This is a genomic window from Pseudoalteromonas sp. NSLLW24 (assembly GCF_015864725.1).
In the GTDB taxonomy this organism is placed as follows: domain Bacteria; phylum Pseudomonadota; class Gammaproteobacteria; order Enterobacterales; family Alteromonadaceae; genus Pseudoalteromonas; species Pseudoalteromonas arctica.
The window spans coordinates 307474-329126 of the sequence record NZ_JADYWQ010000001.1; the positions used below are offsets into that span (position 1 = coordinate 307474).

Sequence of the window (21653 nt, forward strand, 5' to 3'; positions counted from 1 at the left end):
CTTGGGTGATGTGCTTATTGTATTTGTTTCTCAAACAATGATAATCTCAATTTTATTAAAACACTTTTACAGTATGGTAATAATGGCGCGTTGGAATGGAATAGATGAGTTTATAGCTGTAGGGGAGGAGGGCAGCTTTACTGCGGCTGCAAAAACGCTTGGACTTTCGGTTGCGCATATTAGCCGCCATGTAACAGCGCTTGAGCAACGTTTAAATACACAACTATTAACTCGTACAACCCGTAAAGTGGTTTTAACCAAAGAAGGCGAAGTGTACTTACATCAAATAAAGCACTTACAACATGCTATGGATGAAGCAACTCAAGGTCTTGCTCAACAACAAAGTACGCCTAAAGGTAAAATAAAGCTCACAGCCCCTGTTATGTATGGGGAAACGTTCATTATGCCTATAGTGCATAACTTTATGAAGGATCATCCCGAGGTAGAAGTTGTTGCCACATTAAGTAATGAGCAAGAAAACTTGTTAGAGGGCGGATTTGATTTAGCAATAAGGCTTGGGCACTTAAAAGATTCGAGCTTAAAAGCGCGTAGGTTAAGTGCGCGGCGTTTTATTATGTGTGCGGCACCACAGTATTTAACGCGATTTGGTGAGCCGCATACTTTAGGCGAGCTAAACAGCCATGAATGTTTAATTGGTAATAGCAGCTACTGGCGCGTAAACGAAAATGGGCGCGATAAACACATTAAAATAGCGGGGCGATTACAGTGTAATAGTGGTTGGGCGCTGGTGGATGGGGCAAAAAAGGGGCTCGGTATTGTACAGCTCCCAGACTACTACATTGAAAACGAAATTAACTCAGGGCAATTGGTGCCTATTTTAACACCCTATCAACCACAGCAAGAAGGGGTATGGGGCGTATATCCACCAAGGCAGTTTGTGGCCACTAATGTACGGGTATTGCTCGATTATTTAGTCAGCGGGCTTAAAGCTTAACCGCGAATTAATGGTTAAATACATATTGCTGTAAATATAGCCAAGTATCAGATTTTTAAATTATTTCTTACATTTTACGCCATACCCAAAGGCACTTTTTTCGTGCTACTATTGCTCAATACTTTTACGATAAGTGTTAAAAATAATATGTTTCAACCGGTTAGCTTATTTATAGGGCTTAGATATAGTCGCTCATCTAAAGGAAATGCGTTTATATCGTTTATTTCATTTTTTTCTATTGCCGGTATCGCTATTGGTTTAATGGCATTATTTACGGTAAGCAGTGTAATGAACGGGTTTGAAAATAGCCTAAAAACCAATATGCTTGGACTTATTCCGCATGCTGAAGTTAGCGCAGGTAAACACACTGCCACCCAAATGAACACCCTAAAAACCGACCTCGAAGAATCTCCTTATGTTGATCATGTAAGCTTATATCGCCACGGTGAAGCTATTTTGCAAACGAATAAAGACTTGCACGGCGTTTTATTACAAGGCCTTTATAACGATAGTGGTTCTTTGTATAGAATTACCGATAAAATAGTGCAAGGCGATTGGAAAACTGTATTAAACAAAAATTACAACATTGCTATAAGCCGTTATTTGAGTCGTAAATTAGGCGTTAGCGTGGGTGATAAGCTTCGCGTTATTATGCCTAATGCTTCAACGTATACACCACTTGGGCGAGTACCCAGCCAGCGTTTATTTAAAGTTGCCGCAATATACGAAACCGGATCTGAGATAGATATGGCACTTGCGTTTACGAGTGGCGCTTCACTACAACGGGTGTTAAAGCTGGATAAAAACACTGCCCCAAATTTAAGTGTTTCATTGCACGAACCTTTCGAACTAGATGAGTTTATTGAAGCAAGCCAGCGTATTTTACAAGATCATAATTATAGTGATTGGCGCAGTACCCAAGGTACTCTATTTGCAGCCGTTGCTATGGAAAAGCGCATTATGTCTATGTTGCTTGCCCTCATTGTATTGGTGGCTGTATTTAATATTGTATCGGCATTAACCATGATGGTAAGCGAAAAACAAGGTGAAGTAGCCATACTACAAACGTTAGGTTTAACACCTTCGCAAGTGCAAAAAGTGTTTATGGTGCAAGGCTTATATAACGGTGTAATTGGTACCGCAATAGGCGCATTTTTAGGTGTAATATTTAGTTTATATATAAATGAGCTACTTGCATTAGTTGGCTTAAACTTATTGGCGGGTATAGAGCTTCCGGTAAAATTTGATATTTTGAGTTTAGTAATAATAGCGTTTGCCAGTATTGCTATGAGCTTTTTAGCTACCTTATATCCTGCGCGTAAAGCCGCAAAAGTAAAACCAGCAGAGGTATTACGTTATGAATGATTTAGTAATTAGTTGTGAAAATTTAAGTAAGGTTTATCAAGATGGCAGCAACCAAGTTGAAGTATTAAAAGGCGTTGATTTAGCGCTTCAGCAAGGTGAAATGCTCGCTATTGTGGGGAGTTCTGGCTCTGGTAAAAGTACGCTTTTACACATACTTGGCACATTAGATACCGCAAGCTCAGGTAGCGCTAAAATTAAAAACCAAGAAGTTGCAAAACTTTCGCGAACAGAGCAAGCCGCATTTAGAAACAAAAATTTGGGCTTTATCTATCAATTTCATCACTTATTAATGGAGTTTAGCGCAGTCGAAAACGTGGCTATGCCATTACTAATTAAAGGCTTGAGTGCAAAAGAAGCCAAAGCTCAAGCGCTCGACATGCTCGAAAAAGTAGGTCTTGCACATCGCAGCTCGCATAAACCATCAGCGCTTTCTGGTGGAGAGCGCCAGCGAGTGGCCATTGCCCGCGCACTGGTTACTAAACCTGCGCTTGTGCTTGCTGATGAACCAACCGGTAATTTAGATAAACAAAATGCGATTAAAATTTACGATTTAATTAATGAGCTTAACCAAAGCTTAAACACGAGTTTTGTGGTAGTTACACACGATTTAGAACTTGCCGATAAGCTAGGCAAAATAGCTTATTTAGACGATGGAAAATTAGCTATTAAAGAGTCGCAGCATGTTGCTTAGTGCATTTTTAAGTAAACGTTTTAGAGCCTATTCAGGCCACAAAGATGAAAAAAACGGCTTTGTTAGTTTTATCGCTAAAGCGTCGACTATTGGTATTTTATTAGGTGTCGCGGTTTTAATTGTGGCGCTGTCGGTAATTAATGGTTTTGAGCAGCAACTAGTACATAGATTGCTAAGTGTTGTGCCGCAGGTTGAATATGTAGCACCAAGTAGACCCATCGCGAATTGGTCGCAAAAAGTTGAGGATTTACAAGCACAACCGCATGTAACAGGGGCTGCGCCATTTATTGCAGTGAATGGGATGGCGCAATATAAAAGCCAGCTAAAAGCGATAGAAATTCGAGGTGTTGAGCCATCGCTCGAGAGTAATGTATCGGCGGTAAATCAGTTTACCAGTGGTAAATTAGTGAGTCAGTTAGGCCTTGATGATGTAATTTTAGGTAAGCAAATAGTAAAACAGTTAGATGCAAAAGTAGGCGACAACATTACGTTACTTATTCCGCAAATAGGCCAAAAAGGTCAGTCATTATTAGCGCCTAAACGCGTAACACTTAACCTTGCAGGTGTTATAGAAATGGGCGGCCCCATTGATAGTACCGCTGCGTTTATACATCTTAATAAAGCTCAGCAAACATTGGGTTACGATGAAACTCAAGTAACAGGGCTGCGGTTAAGTGTTGATGATGTGTTTACGGCGCACCAAATAGCGCTAAAAGTGGGCCAAACTATTGACGACTACGTGTATGTTTCCAGTTGGTTTAGAACCCAAGGCAGCCTTTATCAAGATATTCAAATGGTACGTACCATTGTTTATATTGTGGTGTTTTTAATTATAGCGGTAGCCAGTTTTAATATTGTGTCCTCTTTAGTGATGGAAGTACGCGAAAAACAAGGCAATATCGCAATTTTAAAAACCATGGGCGCGAAAGACAGTACTATTTTAGCCACCTTTGTAATGCAAGGCTTAATGCAAGCATTTGTAGGCGTGGCACTAGGAACACTAATTGGTGTGGTATTAGCGCTTAATATAAGTGAGCTTTTTACGTGGATAAGCCAATTATTTGGAGCTAATCCACTTGAGGGCGTTTATTTTATAGAGTTTTTACCAAGTAAATTAGTACTTGAAGACATTGGTATTACAGTGATTGTTACGTTTGTGCTTGCGATACTTGCCACTATTTATCCTGCATGGCAAGCAACGCGCGTAGATCCTGCCAAGGTGCTTGGTAACTAGGTATAAGAAGCTCAGATAAAAATTAATAGGGTGGTATTAGTAAACCTGTTAAACTAGGTGCTTATTTAAAATTAAGCAATAACTGCTTGGTTGCTATACCTCACTTTGGGATTTACTTTGACTAATAACGATATTTTACGCCGCATTCGCTACACTTTTAACTTAACTGATACTGCTATGGTCAATGTTTTTGCATCAGCAGAGCATACGGTCACCAAAGAGCAAGTAATTGCATGGTTAACTAAAGAAGGTGAAGAGGCTTTTACCCCAATAAGTGATACTGAGTTTGCTAGCTTTTTAAATGGGTTTATTAATACCCAACGTGGCAAACGCGAAGGTGAGCAACCAGAGCCTGAGAAAAAGCTAAACAACAATATTATCTTTATGAAGCTACGTATTGCTTTAAATATGAAAGCAGAAGATGTTATAGCAACACTTGCACTTGTTGATTTTGATTTAAGTAAACATGAGTTAAGCGCGTTTTCTCGAAAAGTAGATAACAAACATTACCGTGTTTGTAACGATCAAATATTACGCTTGTTTTTAACCGGCGTACAAAAGCAGCACCGTCCAGACGAGTCTGCTGAGTAACTGGTTTTAGCTAATTAGCTTTTAGTTAATGGGTTTTTTGCGAGCGCAATGCAGTATAAAGCCCATTAATTGTTATATTTTTTAAAAAATCCACACCTAACCTAATACTTCTAAAACTCCTTTTTGAAAATATAAAAATTCGCTTGGCACTGTTCTAATTTTAAATTTGTGAATTTAAATTCATCTTTAATAAATAAAAATCAAACTTCTAATCAAAAATAATTCACGTAGCTGGCGTTAAACATCTCAATTTTTCATGCTAAGGTAATAGTTAATTATATTAAATTAAGACCTTAAAGCATGAATCATAAACTTGATCACGTTTATTTTAACATCTGATAAATACTTTTATTATTAACACGGAAGAATAATTATGAATTATATCCATAGCACAATCGCACAATTAAAAAATAGTAGTCCTGCACAATGCGAGTTTTATCAAGCTGTTGAAGAAGTACTTGAATCACTCGAACCTATCTTAGAAAACTCAGAAAAATACAAAAAAAATGCCATTATACAACGCTTAGTTGAGCCCGAACGCCAAATTATGTTTAGAGTTCCCTGGGTTGATGACGAAGGCAATATTCAGGTAAATAAAGGCTACAGAATTGAGTTCAACTCTGCACTTGGCCCCTATAAAGGTGGCTTACGTTTTCACCCAAGTGTAAATGCCAGCATAATTAAATTTTTAGGGTTTGAGCAAATATTTAAAAATGCTTTAACAGGTTTACCAATCGGTGGTGGTAAAGGCGGGGCAAACTTTGATCCAAAAGGGCGCTCAGATGCTGAAATAATGCGTTTTTGCCAATCATTTATGAGCGAGCTCTATCGCCATATTGGCCCTACAACCGACGTACCCGCTGGAGACATTGGAGTAGGGGCAAGAGAAATAGGTTACTTGTTTGGTCAATATAAGCGTTTGACTGGGCGCTATGAAGGTGTTCTAACAGGTAAAAGCTTATTGTGGGGTGGATCGCTTGTACGAAAAGAAGCCACGGGATACGGCGCTGTTTATTTTGCTGACTACATGCTGCAAGCGCGCGGCGATAGCCTACAAGGTAAGCGCTGCTTGGTCTCGGGCGCAGGTAATGTTGCTATTTATGCTATGGAAAAGCTTTATCAAATGGGGGCAACACCAGTAAGTTGCAGCGACTCTCGTGGCACTGTGTATCATGAATCGGGTATAGATTTAAATCTTATTAAATGTTTGAAAGAGCAATCGCGTGATTGCTTGAGCGCATATAAACAAACTCACCCCGATGCTATTTATATTCCTGTAAATGACTACCCTAAAGATGGGCACGCTGTTTGGCGCTTTAATGCTGCCGCTGCTTTTCCGTGCGCCACACAAAATGAATTAACACAGGCAGACGCTAACGCATTATTATCCGGCGGTTGTTTATTAGTAAGTGAAGGCGCAAACATGCCTTCAACAAAAGAGGCTATAGATTGCTTTATTGCTGCAAAAATTGCGTATGGACCAGGTAAAGCGGCCAATGCCGGCGGCGTTGCGACAAGCCAATTAGAAATGGCACAAAATGCGAGTATGCAAAGTTGGACCTTTGAAGAAGTTGACGAAAAGCTAAAACAAATTATGAAAAATATATTTGTTACCGCTAACGATACCGCTACAGAATTTGGTGAGCCTGGAAACCTTTTATTAGGCGCTAACATTGCAGGCTTTAGGCGCGTTGCAGATGCAATGATTGAGCAGGGCGTCGTTTAATATTAAAGCTGAAAAATAAGGCTTTAATATAATGTGATTTTAAAACTAGCCATAAAATTGAGTATATTATGGTTAGTTTTAAATATTAACGCTATTAGTGAACTATAACCCTATAAAGCTGGGCTATAACAGCGTAGGATCAAGTTACTTTCGAATGAAAATTAGGTTTGCACTTTAGGTGCATTAAGACAAAAAATTATGCAACTAACTGCAAAACCATCACTTCCTAATGCGTTACTTATTTCTATTAGTACACCACAATTTAAAGGTGACGAAGCAACAGAGTCGCTTGCAGAGCTTGCTCGTTTGGTAACTACGTTAGGCTTTAAAGTAGTAGGTACACAATCGCAAAAGCAAAGTTCTACCCAAAAAGTTAATGTACTGGGCTCAGGAAAACTAGCTGAAATAGCACACCTTACCGGCAATAAAGGGATGGTTGAAAACGAGCAAGAAGATGATTTACTTGATGAAGACCCTTTAACCGAAATATCCTCAGAAATTCCATCAGACGAACTTGATTTTGCATGTGCTGATGTAGTGGTATTTGACTGTGATTTAACGCCTTCTCAACTACGTAATGTTGAGAACCAGCTGGGTGTAGAAGTATTTGATCGCACCGGTATTATCATTGAAATATTTAGCCGTCATGCGCGTACTAAAACTGCAAAATTACAAGTTGAAATTGCTCGCCTTAATTATGTCGCGCCACGACTGCGTGAAACATCAACAGGTGATAAAGAACGCCAAATGGGTAAAGGTGCGGGTGAAACCACACTTGAGCTTAATCGCCGTAAGGTGCGCGATCAGTTAGCAGAATTAAAGCGCGAACTTGTTAGTGTTCAAGATGTAATGATGGACAGACGTACGCAGCGCTCTGAGCTATTCTCAGTGGCTTTAATTGGTTATACCAATGCGGGCAAGTCATCAATGATGCGCGCAATTACAGGTAGTGATGTAGAAGGCGAAAATAAACTCTTTGCAACGCTAGATACCACTGTTCGCGCGCTGTATCCGATTACGCAGCCACGTATATTGGTTTCAGATACGGTTGGTTTTATTAAAAAATTACCTCATGATTTGGTTGCTTCATTTCATTCAACGCTCGCTGAGGCACATGATGCGTCGTTATTGTTGTATGTTGTAGATGCTTCAGATCCTTCTTTTCGCTCACAACTTGAAGTAGTACATAAAGTATTGGCAGAAGTTGGGGTGGAAGGCAGCAAAAAATTATTAGTACTGAATAAGTCAGACCAATTAAGTACTGAGCAGCAGCAGTCGCTAATGGATGAATTTCCTGATGCGATGATGACCTCTACGCGTAATCCAGATGATATTAGTAAATTGCACAAATATATTATTGGCATTGCTCAAGAGGACATGATTGAAGAAGAGATTGTTATACCGTATACAGCCAAAGGTATCGTGGGCGAAATCCGATCGAGTATGAGTGTTGTTAAAGAAGAATATGAATACAGCCATATTAAATTAACAGTGCGCTCGAGTGCGATTGATTTAGAACGTTTAAAAAAGAGAATGTTAGATTTATAATAAATTTAGTATACAAAAAGCACAGCCAATTGGCTGTGCTTTTTAATCGTTACTTGAGGTAGATTTATTATTCAGAGTTCAGATTTTTTGTAGAGAAAAATTAGGAGAAGGCTTTGTCGCTTAGCTCTTCTTGCATTTGCTCACGCATTTTAAATTTTTGCAGTTTACCTGTTACTGTCATTGGATAGTTTTCTACAAAACGGATATGTCGTGGCATTTTAAAATAGGCTAGTTTGTCTTTTAAAAACTCACGAATTGCTTGCTCATCAAGTACAGCATCTTCTTTTGGTTGGATCCAAGCGCACACTTCCTCGCCATATCTTTCATCTGTTATACCAAATATGGCAGCATCTTGAATGCCCGGGTAGGTGTAAAGTACTTCTTCTATTTCTCGAGGGTAAATGTTTTCGCCGCCACGAATAATCATATCTTTAATACGGCCAACAATAGTGACAAACCCTTCTGTATCCATGACACCTAAATCGCCAGAGTGTAGCCAACCACTTTCATCTATTGTGGCTTTTGTTTTAGCATCGTCATTCCAATAGCAGCGCATTATACCTGCACCTTTACTACACACTTCGCCAGGTTGACCAATTTGTTGAATGTTACCCAACTCGTCAATAATTTTAACCTCGGTATGGGCAAGTGCGCGGCCAACCGTCGTTACTTGCCGCTCTATTGAAGAGTCTGTTTCGGTAATGTTGTTTATGGGGCTGCACTCAGTTTGCCCGTAAGCAATCAGTACTTGATGCATGTTCATTTGTGTTTGTACTTTGCGCATTACTTGCTCTGGGCATGTAGAGCCTGCCATTACACCCGTGCGTAAAGTACTTAAGTCATAATCGTTAAAATTACTTAGCTCAAGCTCACTAATAAACATGGTAGGTACACCGTGCAGCGCTGTACATCCTTCTTGTTGAACTACATCTAGTGTGGTTTTTGCATCGAACGAATCACCTGGGTAAATGGCTGCTGCACCTTTACTAACACACAATAAGCTACCCAATACCATTGCAAAGCAATGATATAACGGGATAGGGATACATAACTTGTCATCGCTCGTAAAGTGCATAGATTCGGCGACGAATAGCGCATTATTTAAAATGTTTTTATGAGTGAGCGTTGCGCCTTTTGGGTTGCCTGTTGTGCCTGATGTAAATTGTATATTGATGTCTTGCTCAGCATTTAAGTTTGCACCTATTGCTTTTAATTCAAGCTCATGTGCTGGTGTTGGCAAGTTAATAACATCATTAAAAGAGTACATACCAGGAGATGCTTCATCGCCAATGCGGATTATATTTTTAAGAGTGGGCAGTGCTTTTAAATTAAGTGTGTCTTTATCGCAAGTTGCAAGTTCTGGAGCCAAACCATTGAGCATTTCTAAATAATCACTGCCTTTGAAGTTTGATGCTGTGATTAGAGTAGAGCATTCAACACTATTTAAGGCATATTGTAATTCGTTAGGGCGATACGCAGGGTTGATGCAAACCATTATTGCGCCAATTTTGGCTGTTGCAAATTGGGTTAAGCACCACTCAATATTATTAGGAGACCAAATACCAACACGCTCGCCTGGTTTCACGCCAAGTGCCAGCAACCCCATAGCAAGTTGATTAACTTCTTTTTGAAATTCTTTATACGTTAAGCGAATACCCTGGTGATGAACTACAACAGCTAACGCCTCTGGATTTTTGTCGACAATAAAGTCAAAGTACTCCCCGATAGTCGAATTTGTTAAAGGTGTGCTTTGTATACCTTTAAAATAGCTTTGCGATAACGGTAAGTGATTTATTTGTTCTACTTCTTTTACCGCAATAGTGTGTGTGTGCATTGCTCTCTCCATGAAAATGTGTGTGAGTTATGTAAACTACAAAGTTAAAATAAACACATATTGTCGACAAAGAGAAGTGCAGTTAGACTAATGTATTATTAGATTAATAAAAGCTAATACTACTTTTTAGACACAAAAAAACGCGTCTTACAATGTAAGTACGCGTTTTTAAACGAGTAATGAGTTTACATTTCGTCGCTGCGGTATGTTTTTTTCATTATGTAAACGTAAGCGTTTACAAATGCATTTTCTTGGTACTTTTTAAGACCTGTTTCTTCAAAATCAATAGGAATAGGATTACGCTTTACCTGTTCTTTAATTTCAGTTGTGGTAAATAAACGTACGTCTAAATTGTCGATTAATTGAATCGCAGTTTCCATTTTGAATCCCTTTGCGCTGCCAGCAAATTTACCTTTAGGCTGACGCTCACGGATTGCAACAGAATCAATTTGGTAATCTTGCATTAGTTTTGCAAAATCGAATTGAAATTTACGCATTACTTCAGTGTCGTTACCGTTACCTAAGGTAAAGCGTGTTTGGCGCACATCGCGAATATCAAATACGTCATTATCTTTACTTAAAATACAAAGTAGTACATCACTACCGGTAATTTCTACACCACATGTTCTCATGTCTATTCTCTAAAATAACTTAATTACGCAGTATTATACGCAACACACATTAAAATGCGAGTGTAGGTATAGTTGTAGGTGCGTAATTAGTGCGTTGATGCTTTTATATTTTAATGAAATGATTTTTTTTGCTCTAAAAGTTACATTTTGTGCTCAAAACGGGTGGATTTCACCCCTTAAAACTTGTAATTAAATGCGCAGCACGCGACAATATATCTTTGTAGTTGAATAGACTCTGCATCTACATTTATTAGTCAATGCTTATTCGTAAAAGCGTTGTCGAGTCATTCTCATTTAATTTATTAAAAATACACGTGATACATTGTAGGTGTCACCACTGTAGCAAGGATTTATAATGCCAGTTATTACTCTTCCAGACGGAAGTCAACGTAGTTTTGAAAACCCTGTAAGCACGCTTGATGTTGCAAACGATATTGGCCCAGGTTTAGCTAAAGCGACCATTGCGGGTCGTGTTAATGGCGACCGTGTTGATGCATGTGATTTAATTAGTGAAGACTCTCGTCTTGAGATCATTACCGCTAAAGACGATGACGGTCTTGAAATCATTCGTCACTCTTGTGCTCACTTAATTGGTCATGCAGTTAAGCAACTTTTCCCAGACGCGAAAATGGCAATTGGTCCTACCATTGATAACGGTTTTTACTACGATATCGATATGGAACATTCATTATCACAAGATGATCTTGAAGCAATTGAAAAGCGTATGTTGCAACTTGCAAAAACCAACTACGACGTAGTGAAAAAAACAGTAAGCTGGCAAGAAGCACGCGATACATTTGAAGCGCGTGGCGAAACATACAAAATAGAAATTCTGGACGAAAACATCGCTAAAGATGACCGCCCAGGGTTATATCATCACGAAGAATATGTAGACATGTGTCGTGGACCTCACGTTCCTAACATGAAATTTTGCCAAAACTTCAAAATAATGAAAGTTGCGGGTGCATATTGGCGTGGTGATTCAGAAAACAAAATGCTACAACGCATTTACGGCACAGCGTGGGGCGATAAAAAGCAACTTAAAGCGTATTTAAAACGCCTTGAAGAAGCTGAAAAACGCGATCATCGCCGTATTGGTAAAGCGCTTGATTTATGGCATTGGCAAGAAGAAGCGCCAGGCATGGTATTTTGGCACAACGATGGTTGGAGCATTTACCGCGAGCTTGAAGAATTTGTACGTGAAAAGTTACGCGAATATGAGTACGAAGAAGTAAAAGGTCCAATGATGATGGACCGTTCACTTTGGGAAAAATCAGGTCACTGGGAAAAATATTCAGAAGCAATGTTTACCACTGAGTCTGAAAAGCGTGAATACGCGATTAAACCAATGAACTGCCCAGGACACGTGCAGATCTTTAACCAGGGTTTAAAATCGTACCGTGATTTACCACTTCGTATGGCTGAATTTGGTTGTTGTCATCGTAATGAACCATCAGGTGCACTACACGGTTTAATGCGTGTACGTGGCTTTACACAAGATGATGCTCACATTTTCTGTACCGAAGAGCAGATAATGGACGAAGTTTCAGCGTGTATTAAGATGGTTTATGATACATATGAAACATTCGGATTTGAGAAGATTGTAGTTAAGCTATCTACTCGCCCAGAACAACGCATTGGTGAAGACCATATGTGGGATAAAGCAGAGCTTGCTTTAGCCGAAGCACTTAAGCTAAACGATATTGAATTTGATTATCTTCCGGGTGAAGGCGCGTTTTATGGTCCAAAGATTGAATTTACTTTATACGATTGTTTAGACAGAGCGTGGCAGTGTGGTACAGTGCAATTAGACTTTGCATTACCGGGTCGTTTAGGCGCTACTTATGTAGCAGAAAATAACGAACGTCGTACACCTGTAATGATACATCGTGCTATTTTAGGTTCTATTGAACGCTTTATTGGCATTTTAACTGAAGAGTACGCTGGTTTATTCCCGACGTGGCTTGCGCCAAAGCAAGTGGTAATTATGAATATTACCGATAAACAGGCTCCTTATGTTAAAGAAGTAGTACAAAAATTAAATAAACTTGGAATTAGAGCCGCTGCTGACTTGAGAAATGAGAAGATTGGCTTTAAAATCCGTGAGCATACACTGAAGCGTATTCCATACTTGCTTGTTGTTGGCGATAAAGAAGTTGAACAACAAGAAGTAGCAGTGCGTACTCGCACAGGTGAAGACCTAGGCAAATTTAATGTCGATGATTTTGTAGCTAAAATTAGCGAAGAAATTAAAAATCGACAGTAAAAATCGAGCGTGTAAGGCATTAACAAACAGCCAATTACACGCTTATATTATTGATATTCTTGGAGGAACGTACTATTAGAGGCGGCAAGAAAGGGCAACAAACAGCTCAAAAAAATCGTATTAACGAAGAAATTACAGCGCAAGAAGTTCGTTTAATTGACATTGAAGGCGAACAAGCTGGAATTCAGTCATTACAAGACGCGCAAACTATGGCCGATGCAGCGGGTGTTGATCTTGTTGAGATCAGTCCAAACGCTGAGCCGCCTGTTTGTAGAATCATGGATTACGGTAAGTTCATCTTTGAAAAAAGCAAAGAACTAAAAGAGCAGAAGAAGAAGCAAAAGCAAATCCAGATAAAAGAAATCAAATTCCGTCCTGGTACGGATGAAGGTGATTATCAGGTTAAGCTTCGCAACTTACGTAAGTTCTTAGAAGCTGGCGATAAAGCTAAGATTACTATCCGCTTCCGTGGTCGTGAAATGGCTCACCAAGAAATTGGTATAGAATTATTAAACCGTATCAAAGCCGATTTAGAAGAACTTGCAGTAGTTGAGTCTTTCCCAAATCGTGTTGAAGGTCGCCAAATGGTTATGATGATGGCGCCTGTTGCTAAAAAATAATTTTTAAGCGATAATACGCACCGAAATTAGCTCAGGTCTGCAAGTAATATGCGAATATTCACCTGAGTTAACCGGTATTAAAGTAAGATTGCGGCATTTATGCTGGGTCTTCACCGGAACATGGCAGTAAGTTAGGCCTAAAAGTGGAGCTATAGAAATATATCTCACGCCTGCTTACTAATTTAAAAGCAATACAATTTGGAGTTATTGCAATGGCTTATAAGCTAAAAAGTCACAGTGGCGCTGCTAAGCGTTTCAAAAAGACTGCTTCTGGCGGTTTCAAGCGTAAACAAGCGCATCTTCGTCATATTCTGACTAAGAAAACTTCTAAGCGTAAGTTACACCTACGTCCTAAGATGATGGTTCATAAAAATGACCATGGTCTAGTTTCACGTATGTTACCGTTCGCTTAATAGGGGTTTTTAGAAATGGCAAGAGTTAAACGCGGCGTTGTCGCACGTGCACGTCACAAAAAAGTTTTAAAACAAGCAAAAGGTTACTACGGAGCACGTTCACGTGTTTACCGCGTAGCTTTCCAGGCTGTTACTAAAGCGGGTCAATACGCTTACCGTGACCGTCGTGCGAAGAAACGTACTTTCCGTCAATTATGGATTGCACGTATCAATGCTGCTTCACGTCAAAATGGTCTGTCTTACAGCCGTTTTATCAATGGTCTTAAAAAGACATCTGTAGAAATCGATCGTAAGATCCTTGCAGATATCGCTGTTTATGACCAAGTTGCATTCGCAGCGCTTGTAGAAAAAGCAAAAGAAGGCCTAGCCGCTTAAGCTTTTTCATATAAGTATTAAAAAGGAGCCTATGGCTCCTTTTTTTGTGCCTGTAATTTAATAACTTACACTTTTTTATAGCTGAGCTAAATTAGTTTTCTCAAATTAATACCCATCTGCTTATATGAGCTCTATTTATCGATAAAAAGATACGTTAGAGCAGGGCGAAATTCACTATTTAGTTGTTCTTGGCAATTGCTCCATCATTGCTCACTCTCCTGGATCCATGCAGACGTATATCAGACATTTTTGACGCTGTTAGCGTCAGATGTAATCCCTTAAATTGATTAAGTATTTTTACGAGTTGGTATAAATAGTTATGTAATGAATTACTGTACATTAATAATGTTATATAGCCTTAAAAGACAGGTGTGAATGAGTGACATGTAGTTGGCTGCATTTTTTTGTTGAATCACCGCAGTTTCCTCATTATAAAAAATTTAGTTGATATAATTTATATAATTAAGGCGTTTGTTAGAGAATTTTATGTTTGCAAGTTTACTAGTTTTATCTGCAAGTGTGGCGTATGACGCACACTTACCTCCATTAATTGAGTGGCAGGGGAAAAGCGTAGAGCTTTTACAAAAACAAGGGCCGTTAACAACTGATTTTGAGTTGTCAGAAGGTGAAGCGTCGCCAGATTATGCAAATACAATGGCATTTGTTGATAGGTTAGTTGCTGCAAACCCTACTCAGTTTCAATCTCAAACCATTGGCTATAGTAATAGCAAGCGTGCAATAAAAATGTTGATTGCCAGTGAGCAAGGCTTTTTTGAAGCAAGGCAAATGGCTAATAGCACTAAGCCAACTATTTTTATCCAGGCAGGAATACATTCTGGTGAAATAGACGGTAAAGATGCCATGTTTATGTTACTCAGAGATATAGCGACGGGTAAGCGCCGTGACATTTTAAAAAAGGTAAACATATTATTTATTCCTATTTTAAATGTAGATGGACACGAACGTAGCAGTGCATTCAATCGCATCAATCAACGGGGCCCTACAAAAATGGGCTTTAGAACAAATGCTAATAACCTTAATTTAAATCGCGATTTTACTAAATTAGATACCCCAGAAGTTAGAAGTGTTTTAAAGGTTATTAACGACTACAACCCAAATTTATACATTGACGTACACGTAACCGACGGCGCAGATTACCAATACGATGTGACTTATGGCTACAATCCGGTATTTTCAAGCGAGTCGCCTGCGGTATCTGATGCACTAAACCAGTTTTTTAAGCCTCTGATTGACGATACGCTAGCTAAGCAAGGGCACATGCCAGGGCCACTTGTTTTTGTTATGGACAAGCGCGACTTTAAAAAAGGATTAGCGGGATGGGTTGCTACGCCGCGCTTTTCAAATGGTTGGGGTGATTTAAAGTCATTACCGACTATTTTAGTTGAAAATCATTCATTGAAGCCTTACAAGCAACGTGTATTAGGAACTTACGTATTTTTAGATGGTGCTATTACTGCGCTATCAAAGCACAGTCATGAATTAGCTAATGCAGTAAAAAAAGAACAGGAATTTGTTCCTAAACAGCTAATAGTAAAGCGTGGCTATTCCAAGCAAGCTGATACGATTGCGCAGTTTAAAGGTATTGAGTATTCATCAAGCATGAATGCGCTCTCAGGCCAAAATGAAGTGAAGTATTTGGGTAAAGCACATACATATACCGACTTACCTATTTATTGGCAAAAAGATGTACAACACACAGTTGAAGTACCTAAAGCTTTTTTTATTCCGCCTGTATATCGCAATATTATTAAGAAACTAAAGTTACATGGTGTCTCTATTAATAAACTTGAAGGGGCAAACACACAGCCTTTAAAAGTAGCAAAGGTGGCAGACTACACGTTTGATAAAGCACCATTTGAAGGCCGTTTTAGAGTGTCAGCAAGTTTTGATTACGTCCCTGCTATAAATGTAGATTTAGATGGTTGGTATCAAGTCAATACTCAACAAAAAGCAGGTGAGCTTGCTGTGCATTTATTGCACCCTGAAGCACCAGATTCGTTTTTTGCATGGGGGGAATTTAATACTATTTTTCAGCGTACTGAGTATATGGAAAACTATGCACTAATTCCGTTTGCACGCCAAATGCTAAAAGACAATCCAAAGCTAGCGCTTAAGTTTGATGAAAAGCTTAAAGATAAATCGTTCGCAAGCGACGCTGATGCGAGATTAAACTGGTTATATGAGCAAAGTCCATTTTATGATCAAGCGTACTTAAAGTACCCAATATTGATGTCATTTGAAGAAGAAGTTGTTATCCCGGATCAAAAAAGTAAAGAAATCTAATATGCAAATTATAACCATACCCGTCACTGCATTTGCACAAAATAGTCGTATTATTTGGTGTAGTGAAACTAAACAAGCCGTAGTCATAGACCCAGGTGGCGACCCTGATAAAATAGTAGCCGCCCTTAATGAGCATAAACTAGAATTAAGTGCTATTTGGTTAACGCACGGGCATTTAGATCATGTGGGTGGGGCTGATATTTTACGTAATCAATTTAACGTACAAATTATTGGCCCACAAAAAGATGAGTACTTCTGGTTTGAAAACTTACCTATGCAAGCACAAATGTTCGGGTTTAAACCCATTGAGCCTTTTTATCCGGATATTTGGCTAAACCATAACGACACCGTGAGCGTAGGTAAACTTAGCTTTTTAGTGAAGCATTGCCCAGGGCATACACCTGGTCATATTGTGTTTTATCAACAAGACAATGAATGCGTTATTGTAGGTGATGTTATTTTTAAAGGCTCAGTAGGGCGAACTGATTTCCCTAAGGGGAACAGAGAACAACTTATAGAGTCGATTAAGACGCATATTCTAACCTTACCTGATAATACTAAAATATTGGCAGGGCATGGGAGCGACACTACGGTTGGATTTGAAAAACAAACAAATCCTTTTGTGAGTGGTAAGTTTGGTTAAGTTACTTATTTGAAGTTTGGCAAACTGCATAAAAATTAAAAATAAGCAGACTGAGTTTTAAAATGGTTGTATAATTTAACCAGTTTATTTGATAAATAAGAAATAAAATGTCTCTAAATCACGTAGATCGCCAAATATTGGCACTTTTACAACAAGATGCTAGTTTATCAACCGCAGAAATTGCTGATAAAGTAGGCTTGTCTCAATCTCCATGCTGGCGTCGAATTGCCAAGCTAGAGCAAGATGGTTATATAAAAAGCAAAGTCGCTCTTTTAGATGAGAAAAAACTTGGCTTTGATATGCTTGTATATGCACATGTGCGTTTATCAAATCACGGTAAAAAGAACCTTGCTGAATTTGAAAAACTTATAATGAGTTACGATCAAGTAACAGAGTGTTACACCATGGCTGGAACAATGGACTTTATGCTACGCATAATTTCACAAGGCATAGAAGGTTATGAGCACTTTGTACGCGATAATTTACTAAGCTTAGAATATGTACAAGAAGTACATTCTAATGTAACAATGACATGTGTAAAACGTAGTACTTCCCTTCCTTTATAAAAGCACTTCTTTTAAAAGCTAAACCTCTTTTAGTTTAGTTTAACCACATAATGACAATTGTTAACTGAGCGCTAATTTGGTAGAATTTAGCGCTTTTTTGATACCCATTACACCATTTGAGGAACTCAATGTTTAACTTACTCAGTAGGGCGCCTAGCTCTGCTAAAAACGATATTCTATCTGGATTAACTGTGGCGCTAGCCTTAGTTCCAGAAGCTGTTGCGTTTGCCTTTGTTGCAAATGTAGAACCTTTAGTTGGTCTATATGCCGCGTTTATCGTTGGTTTAATTACGGCTATATTTGGTGGCCGCCCTGGTATGATTTCAGGTGCAACCGGTGCACTAGCTGTTGTTATGGTAAGTTTAGTGCTTGATCATGGTGTTGAGTATTTATTTGCGACCGTATTGCTCATGGGCATACTGCAGATACTCGCGGGTGTATTTAAACTCGGTAAGTTTATCCGCATGGTTCCTCATCCGGTAATGCTTGGTTTTGTAAACGGCTTAGCTATTGTTATTTTTCTCGCTCAGTTAGGACAATTTAAAGTGCCTGATGGTATGGGCGGACAAGAATGGATGACGGGTAACCCGTTATATATTATGCTTGGTTTAGTGGCTTTAACGATGGCTATTATTCAGTTTTTACCTAAACTAACAACGGCTGTACCCTCTACATTAGTCGCTATTATTACAGTGACCGCTTTAGTTATTGGTTTGGATTTAGAAGCGCATACTGTAGTTGATTTCTTAAAAGGAATGACAGGCGACGAAGCTGCAACAATTGCAGGCGGTTTACCTCAGTTTCATATTCCTATGGTGCCGTTTACTTTTGAAACGCTACAAATTATTTTTCCTTATGCACTTATTTTAGCGGCTATTGGTTTAATTGAATCATTATTAACGCTTAGCTTAATTGACGAGATTACAGAAACTCGCGGTCATAGTAATAAAGAGTGTATAGGCCAAGGCGCTGCAAATATTACTTGTGGTATGTTTGGTGCTATGGGTGGTTGTGCAATGATTGGTCAATCAATGATCAACATTAACTCAGGTGGTCGTTCTCGCTTATCGGGTATAAGTGCTGCATTGATGTTGCTTGCGTTCATCATATTCGCTTCAAGCTTAATTGAGATGATCCCACTAGCTGCACTTGTTGGTGTTATGTTCATGGTTGTATTAGGTACGTTTGAATGGGCCAGCTTTAAAATGATGAAGCGTGTGCCTCTATCAGACGCGTTCGTAATAGTACTTGTATCGGGTGTGACGGTTATTACCGATTTAGCGATTGCAGTATGTGTAGGTGTTATTGTATCTGCATTAGTATTTGCTTGGCAGCATGCTAAGCACATATACACAACTAACTATATTGATGAAGAAGGCGCTAAAGTATATGAGTTACATGGCCCGCTTTTCTTTGGTTCAGTTAAAAACTTTGCAGAGTTATTTGATGTTAAAAATGATCCTAAAAATGTAATTGTTGAATTTAAGCATAGCCGCGTATCTGATCACAGTGCAATAGAAGCAATTGACACACTTGCTGATAAGTACACAAAAGCAGGTAAACAACTTCACTTACGTCACTTAAGTAAAGACTGTACGCAGTTGCTTCATAAAGCACGCGATTTGGTTGAAGTGAATGTGATTGAAGATCCAACATACAAAGTAGCATCAGACAAACTAGCTTAATTTACACAAAGCTATTTATGTTTAAAAAGCGAAAGGTGAATAACCTTTCGCTTTTTTAGTGTATCTACTATTTGTTTGCGGTAAGACTATTAAAAAGCAAGGTAGGCTGTAGTGCTATGCAAACTCATAAATCTATATAATAAGACTATCTAATTTTATTAAAATTAGCCCTACATAGGTAAAAATAATAAAGAATAACAAGCGCCTATTTTATGGAATTAGTCTTTAACTATACGGAGTAAACATCTATTTTGAACTGGCAATCTTTAGTCGATAACAGACAACGCTTTTTTTGGCTTTTGCAAATTGCAGGCTGGATTGGTTATGCGTTAGTAAATTATATTGGCTCTAAAGTATTTGAAATGCGTGATATATACGTATTTGTTATTTTATTAAATGCTTACGCTGGTTGCTTAATGACAGTACCGCTTAGGTATATTTACCGTAAAATTTGGAATGCCTCGCCTTGGGTATTAATGATTGTGGTATTTGGTGCCTCTTATGTAACAGGTACTTTATGGGCTGTCGTTCAAAAATTTAATTTGTGGGAAATATACCGCCATGGTTATAGACCAGAGGAGTGGTTTTATTACCTGCAGCAAGGCTTAGATTCTGTATATATTATTTTATGTTGGAGTGGTTTGTACTTTGGCGTTAAATATTATCAGTTATTACAAAGTGAGCGACAAAAAGCGTTAAAGGCCACAACTATGGCACACGAAGCGCAACTAAAAATGCTCAGGTATCAGCTCAATCCCCATTTTTTATTCAATACACTTAACGCTATTTCTACTTTAATTTTGGTTAAAGAAAACAAAGATGCTAACTTAATGGTAGCAAGGCTAAGTGACTTTCTACGTTATACATTAAATACCGATCCAATAAAGAAAGTACCGCTAGAGCAAGAGTTACATGCACTCATGCTTTACTTAGAAATAGAACGTGTACGTTTTGATGAGCGATTAAAGGTAAATGTAGATATAAGCGAGCAGGCTAAAGAGGCTTTAGTACCGAGCTTAATTTTGCAACCTATTATAGAAAACGCGATTAAATATGCTATTGCCCATCTAACAGAAGGTGGAGTAATTGATATAAAAGCACAGGTATTTGCGAATGAGTTATTACTAGAAGTGGGCGACAACGGCCCAGGTACTGACATACTCGATGGTCAATTAGTTAACGCTCAAGGCGTAGGTGTCGCTAATACCAAAGATAGATTAAAAACGTTGTATGAAAATAATTATTCGTTTGTATTATCACATAATACGCCAAGTGGATTAAAAGTTAATCTGCGAGTACCTTTTGAGAAGGCTGTGAAAAATGACTAAAATAAAAACACTCATTGTTGATGATGAACCGTTAGCACGAAAAGGTTTAGCGGTAAGGCTCGAAGAATACTCTGATATTGAAGTAATTAAATTGTGTAGTTCAGGCGCTGATGCAATTGAAATGTGTCAAAGCGAGAAAATTGATTTGGTTTTTTTAGATATTCAAATGCCAGGTATGAATGGCTTTGAAGTAGCAAGAGCCCTTAGCGAAAGCTCAAAAGCATTACCAGCGATTGTATTTGTAACGGCCTTTGACCAGTTTGCTGTAAAAGCGTTTGAAATTCATGCTCTCGATTACATTTTAAAACCCGTTGATGATAACAGACTAAAACAGGCGGTAGAAAAAGTGCATACCTACTTAAAAACGCAGCAAGACAACGCCCATAAGAAAAAACTAGCGAGTTTTGTAGCCGGTATTACTGGTAACAATTGCGAAGAAATACTTAAAAAATTAGCCACTGGCGATATGCTAACAGACAGACGTTACCCAGAATCGCTTGCTGTAAAAGAGCAGGGTGAAATTATTCGTGTACCAGTAGCGACTATCCAATGGGTTGATGCAGCAGGTGACTATATGTGTTTGCACTGTGAAGACGGACAAACGCATATTCTACGTAAAACAATGAAAGAGCTAGAGCAAGAGCTCGACCCTCAGTTATTTGTGCGTGTACATCGCAGCGCAATAGTAAATACAAAACAAATTAGTAAACTGGTTACACAAGTAAGTGGTGAGTATTTATTAGTACTTGAAAATGGCCAAGAATTAAAAGTGAGCCGTAGCTACCGAGATAAGGTTAAAGCGGCATTAGCAAGTTAAAGCCAACGCTTTTATTACAGACACAAAAAATGCGAGCTAAGCTCGCATTTTTTATATTCG

19 protein-coding genes are annotated in these 21653 nt (G+C 38.7%); 17 read left to right on the plus strand and 2 right to left on the minus strand.

The window, feature by feature from the left end; translation table 11 throughout:
- The first annotated feature begins 82 nt into the window (after positions 1-82).
- The 7 genes from I6E72_RS01290 to hflX all read left to right on the plus strand — a co-directional run bounded on the left by I6E72_RS01290 (position 83) and on the right by hflX (position 8110).
- Complete coding sequence (locus tag I6E72_RS01290) at positions 83-955, plus strand: LysR family transcriptional regulator (RefSeq protein ID WP_197110835.1); 873 nt, start codon at positions 83-85, stop codon at positions 953-955.
- A gap of 147 nt (positions 956-1102) precedes the next feature.
- A complete protein-coding gene (locus tag I6E72_RS01295) occupies positions 1103-2320 on the plus strand; it encodes a lipoprotein-releasing ABC transporter permease subunit (RefSeq protein WP_197110836.1) in 1218 nt (405 codons plus the stop codon).
- On the plus strand, positions 2313-3011 hold the full coding sequence (lolD, locus tag I6E72_RS01300) for a lipoprotein-releasing ABC transporter ATP-binding protein LolD (RefSeq protein WP_182195546.1): 699 nt from the start codon (positions 2313-2315) through the stop codon (positions 3009-3011). Before I6E72_RS01295 ends, lolD begins: the two co-directional genes overlap by 8 nt.
- On the plus strand, positions 3001-4245 hold the full coding sequence (locus I6E72_RS01305; protein ID WP_197110837.1) for a lipoprotein-releasing ABC transporter permease subunit: 1245 nt from the start codon (positions 3001-3003) through the stop codon (positions 4243-4245). The genes lolD and I6E72_RS01305 overlap by 11 nt, the downstream gene beginning before the upstream one ends.
- Before the next feature lie 117 nt (positions 4246-4362).
- Positions 4363-4836 (plus strand): DUF1456 family protein, encoded by a 474-nt coding sequence (locus I6E72_RS01310; RefSeq protein WP_197110838.1) that lies wholly within the window; start codon positions 4363-4365, stop codon positions 4834-4836.
- Between the two features lie 373 nt (positions 4837-5209).
- Entirely contained in the window at positions 5210-6562 is a 1353-nt protein-coding gene (gene gdhA / locus I6E72_RS01315) for an NADP-specific glutamate dehydrogenase (RefSeq protein ID WP_197110839.1), read from the plus strand.
- Positions 6563-6760: 198 nt separating this feature from the next.
- Positions 6761-8110: a GTPase HflX gene (gene hflX, locus I6E72_RS01320; protein WP_024592374.1), complete on the plus strand. Its 1350-nt coding sequence runs from the start codon at positions 6761-6763 to the stop codon at positions 8108-8110.
- A gap of 100 nt (positions 8111-8210) precedes the next feature.
- On the opposite strand, the gene I6E72_RS01325 is transcribed toward hflX, so the two are convergent.
- Together I6E72_RS01325 and I6E72_RS01330 are read right to left on the minus strand one after the other, a co-directional pair.
- Positions 8211-9944 carry an AMP-binding protein gene (locus I6E72_RS01325; RefSeq protein WP_197110840.1) on the minus strand — a complete coding sequence of 578 codons (1734 nt, stop codon included), beginning with the start codon at positions 9942-9944 and terminating at the stop codon, positions 8211-8213.
- A 185-nt stretch (positions 9945-10129) separates the two neighbouring features.
- Entirely contained in the window at positions 10130-10576 is a 447-nt protein-coding gene (locus tag I6E72_RS01330; protein ID WP_007582681.1) for a DUF3010 family protein, read from the minus strand.
- A 355-nt stretch (positions 10577-10931) separates the two neighbouring features.
- Between I6E72_RS01330 and thrS the strand changes: the two genes are divergently transcribed.
- The 10 genes from thrS (at position 10932) to I6E72_RS01380 (ending at position 21593) form a co-directional block, all read left to right on the plus strand.
- Positions 10932-12842 carry a threonine--tRNA ligase gene (thrS, locus tag I6E72_RS01335; protein WP_007582683.1) on the plus strand — a complete coding sequence of 637 codons (1911 nt, stop codon included), beginning with the start codon at positions 10932-10934 and terminating at the stop codon, positions 12840-12842.
- Positions 12843-12901: 59 nt separating this feature from the next.
- Positions 12902-13462 (plus strand): translation initiation factor IF-3, encoded by a 561-nt coding sequence (gene infC, locus I6E72_RS01340; protein WP_002960714.1) that lies wholly within the window; start codon positions 12902-12904, stop codon positions 13460-13462.
- Between the two features lie 212 nt (positions 13463-13674).
- Positions 13675-13875: a 50S ribosomal protein L35 gene (gene rpmI, locus I6E72_RS01345; protein WP_002960713.1), complete on the plus strand. Its 201-nt coding sequence runs from the start codon at positions 13675-13677 to the stop codon at positions 13873-13875.
- 15 nt (positions 13876-13890) lie between these two features.
- Positions 13891-14250: a 50S ribosomal protein L20 gene (gene rplT, locus I6E72_RS01350; protein WP_002960711.1), complete on the plus strand. Its 360-nt coding sequence runs from the start codon at positions 13891-13893 to the stop codon at positions 14248-14250.
- Positions 14251-14736: 486 nt separating this feature from the next.
- Positions 14737-16554, plus strand: a complete 1818-nt coding sequence (locus tag I6E72_RS01355) for a M14 family metallopeptidase (RefSeq protein WP_197110841.1) — start codon at positions 14737-14739, stop codon at positions 16552-16554.
- Position 16555: 1 nt separating this feature from the next.
- Complete coding sequence (locus tag I6E72_RS01360) at positions 16556-17197, plus strand: MBL fold metallo-hydrolase (RefSeq protein ID WP_197110842.1); 642 nt, start codon at positions 16556-16558, stop codon at positions 17195-17197.
- Between the two features lie 107 nt (positions 17198-17304).
- Complete coding sequence (locus I6E72_RS01365) at positions 17305-17763, plus strand: Lrp/AsnC family transcriptional regulator (protein WP_007375323.1); 459 nt, start codon at positions 17305-17307, stop codon at positions 17761-17763.
- A gap of 128 nt (positions 17764-17891) precedes the next feature.
- The gene (locus tag I6E72_RS01370; protein ID WP_010554472.1) at positions 17892-19448 is read left to right on the plus strand and encodes a SulP family inorganic anion transporter; all 1557 of its coding nucleotides are present in this window, start codon (positions 17892-17894) and stop codon (positions 19446-19448) included.
- Between the two features lie 251 nt (positions 19449-19699).
- Entirely contained in the window at positions 19700-20776 is a 1077-nt protein-coding gene (locus I6E72_RS01375) for a sensor histidine kinase (RefSeq protein ID WP_007582687.1), read from the plus strand.
- The gene (locus tag I6E72_RS01380) at positions 20769-21593 is read left to right on the plus strand and encodes a LytR/AlgR family response regulator transcription factor (RefSeq protein WP_007582688.1); all 825 of its coding nucleotides are present in this window, start codon (positions 20769-20771) and stop codon (positions 21591-21593) included. Before I6E72_RS01375 ends, I6E72_RS01380 begins: the two co-directional genes overlap by 8 nt.
- Positions 21594-21653: the final 60 nt, after the last annotated feature.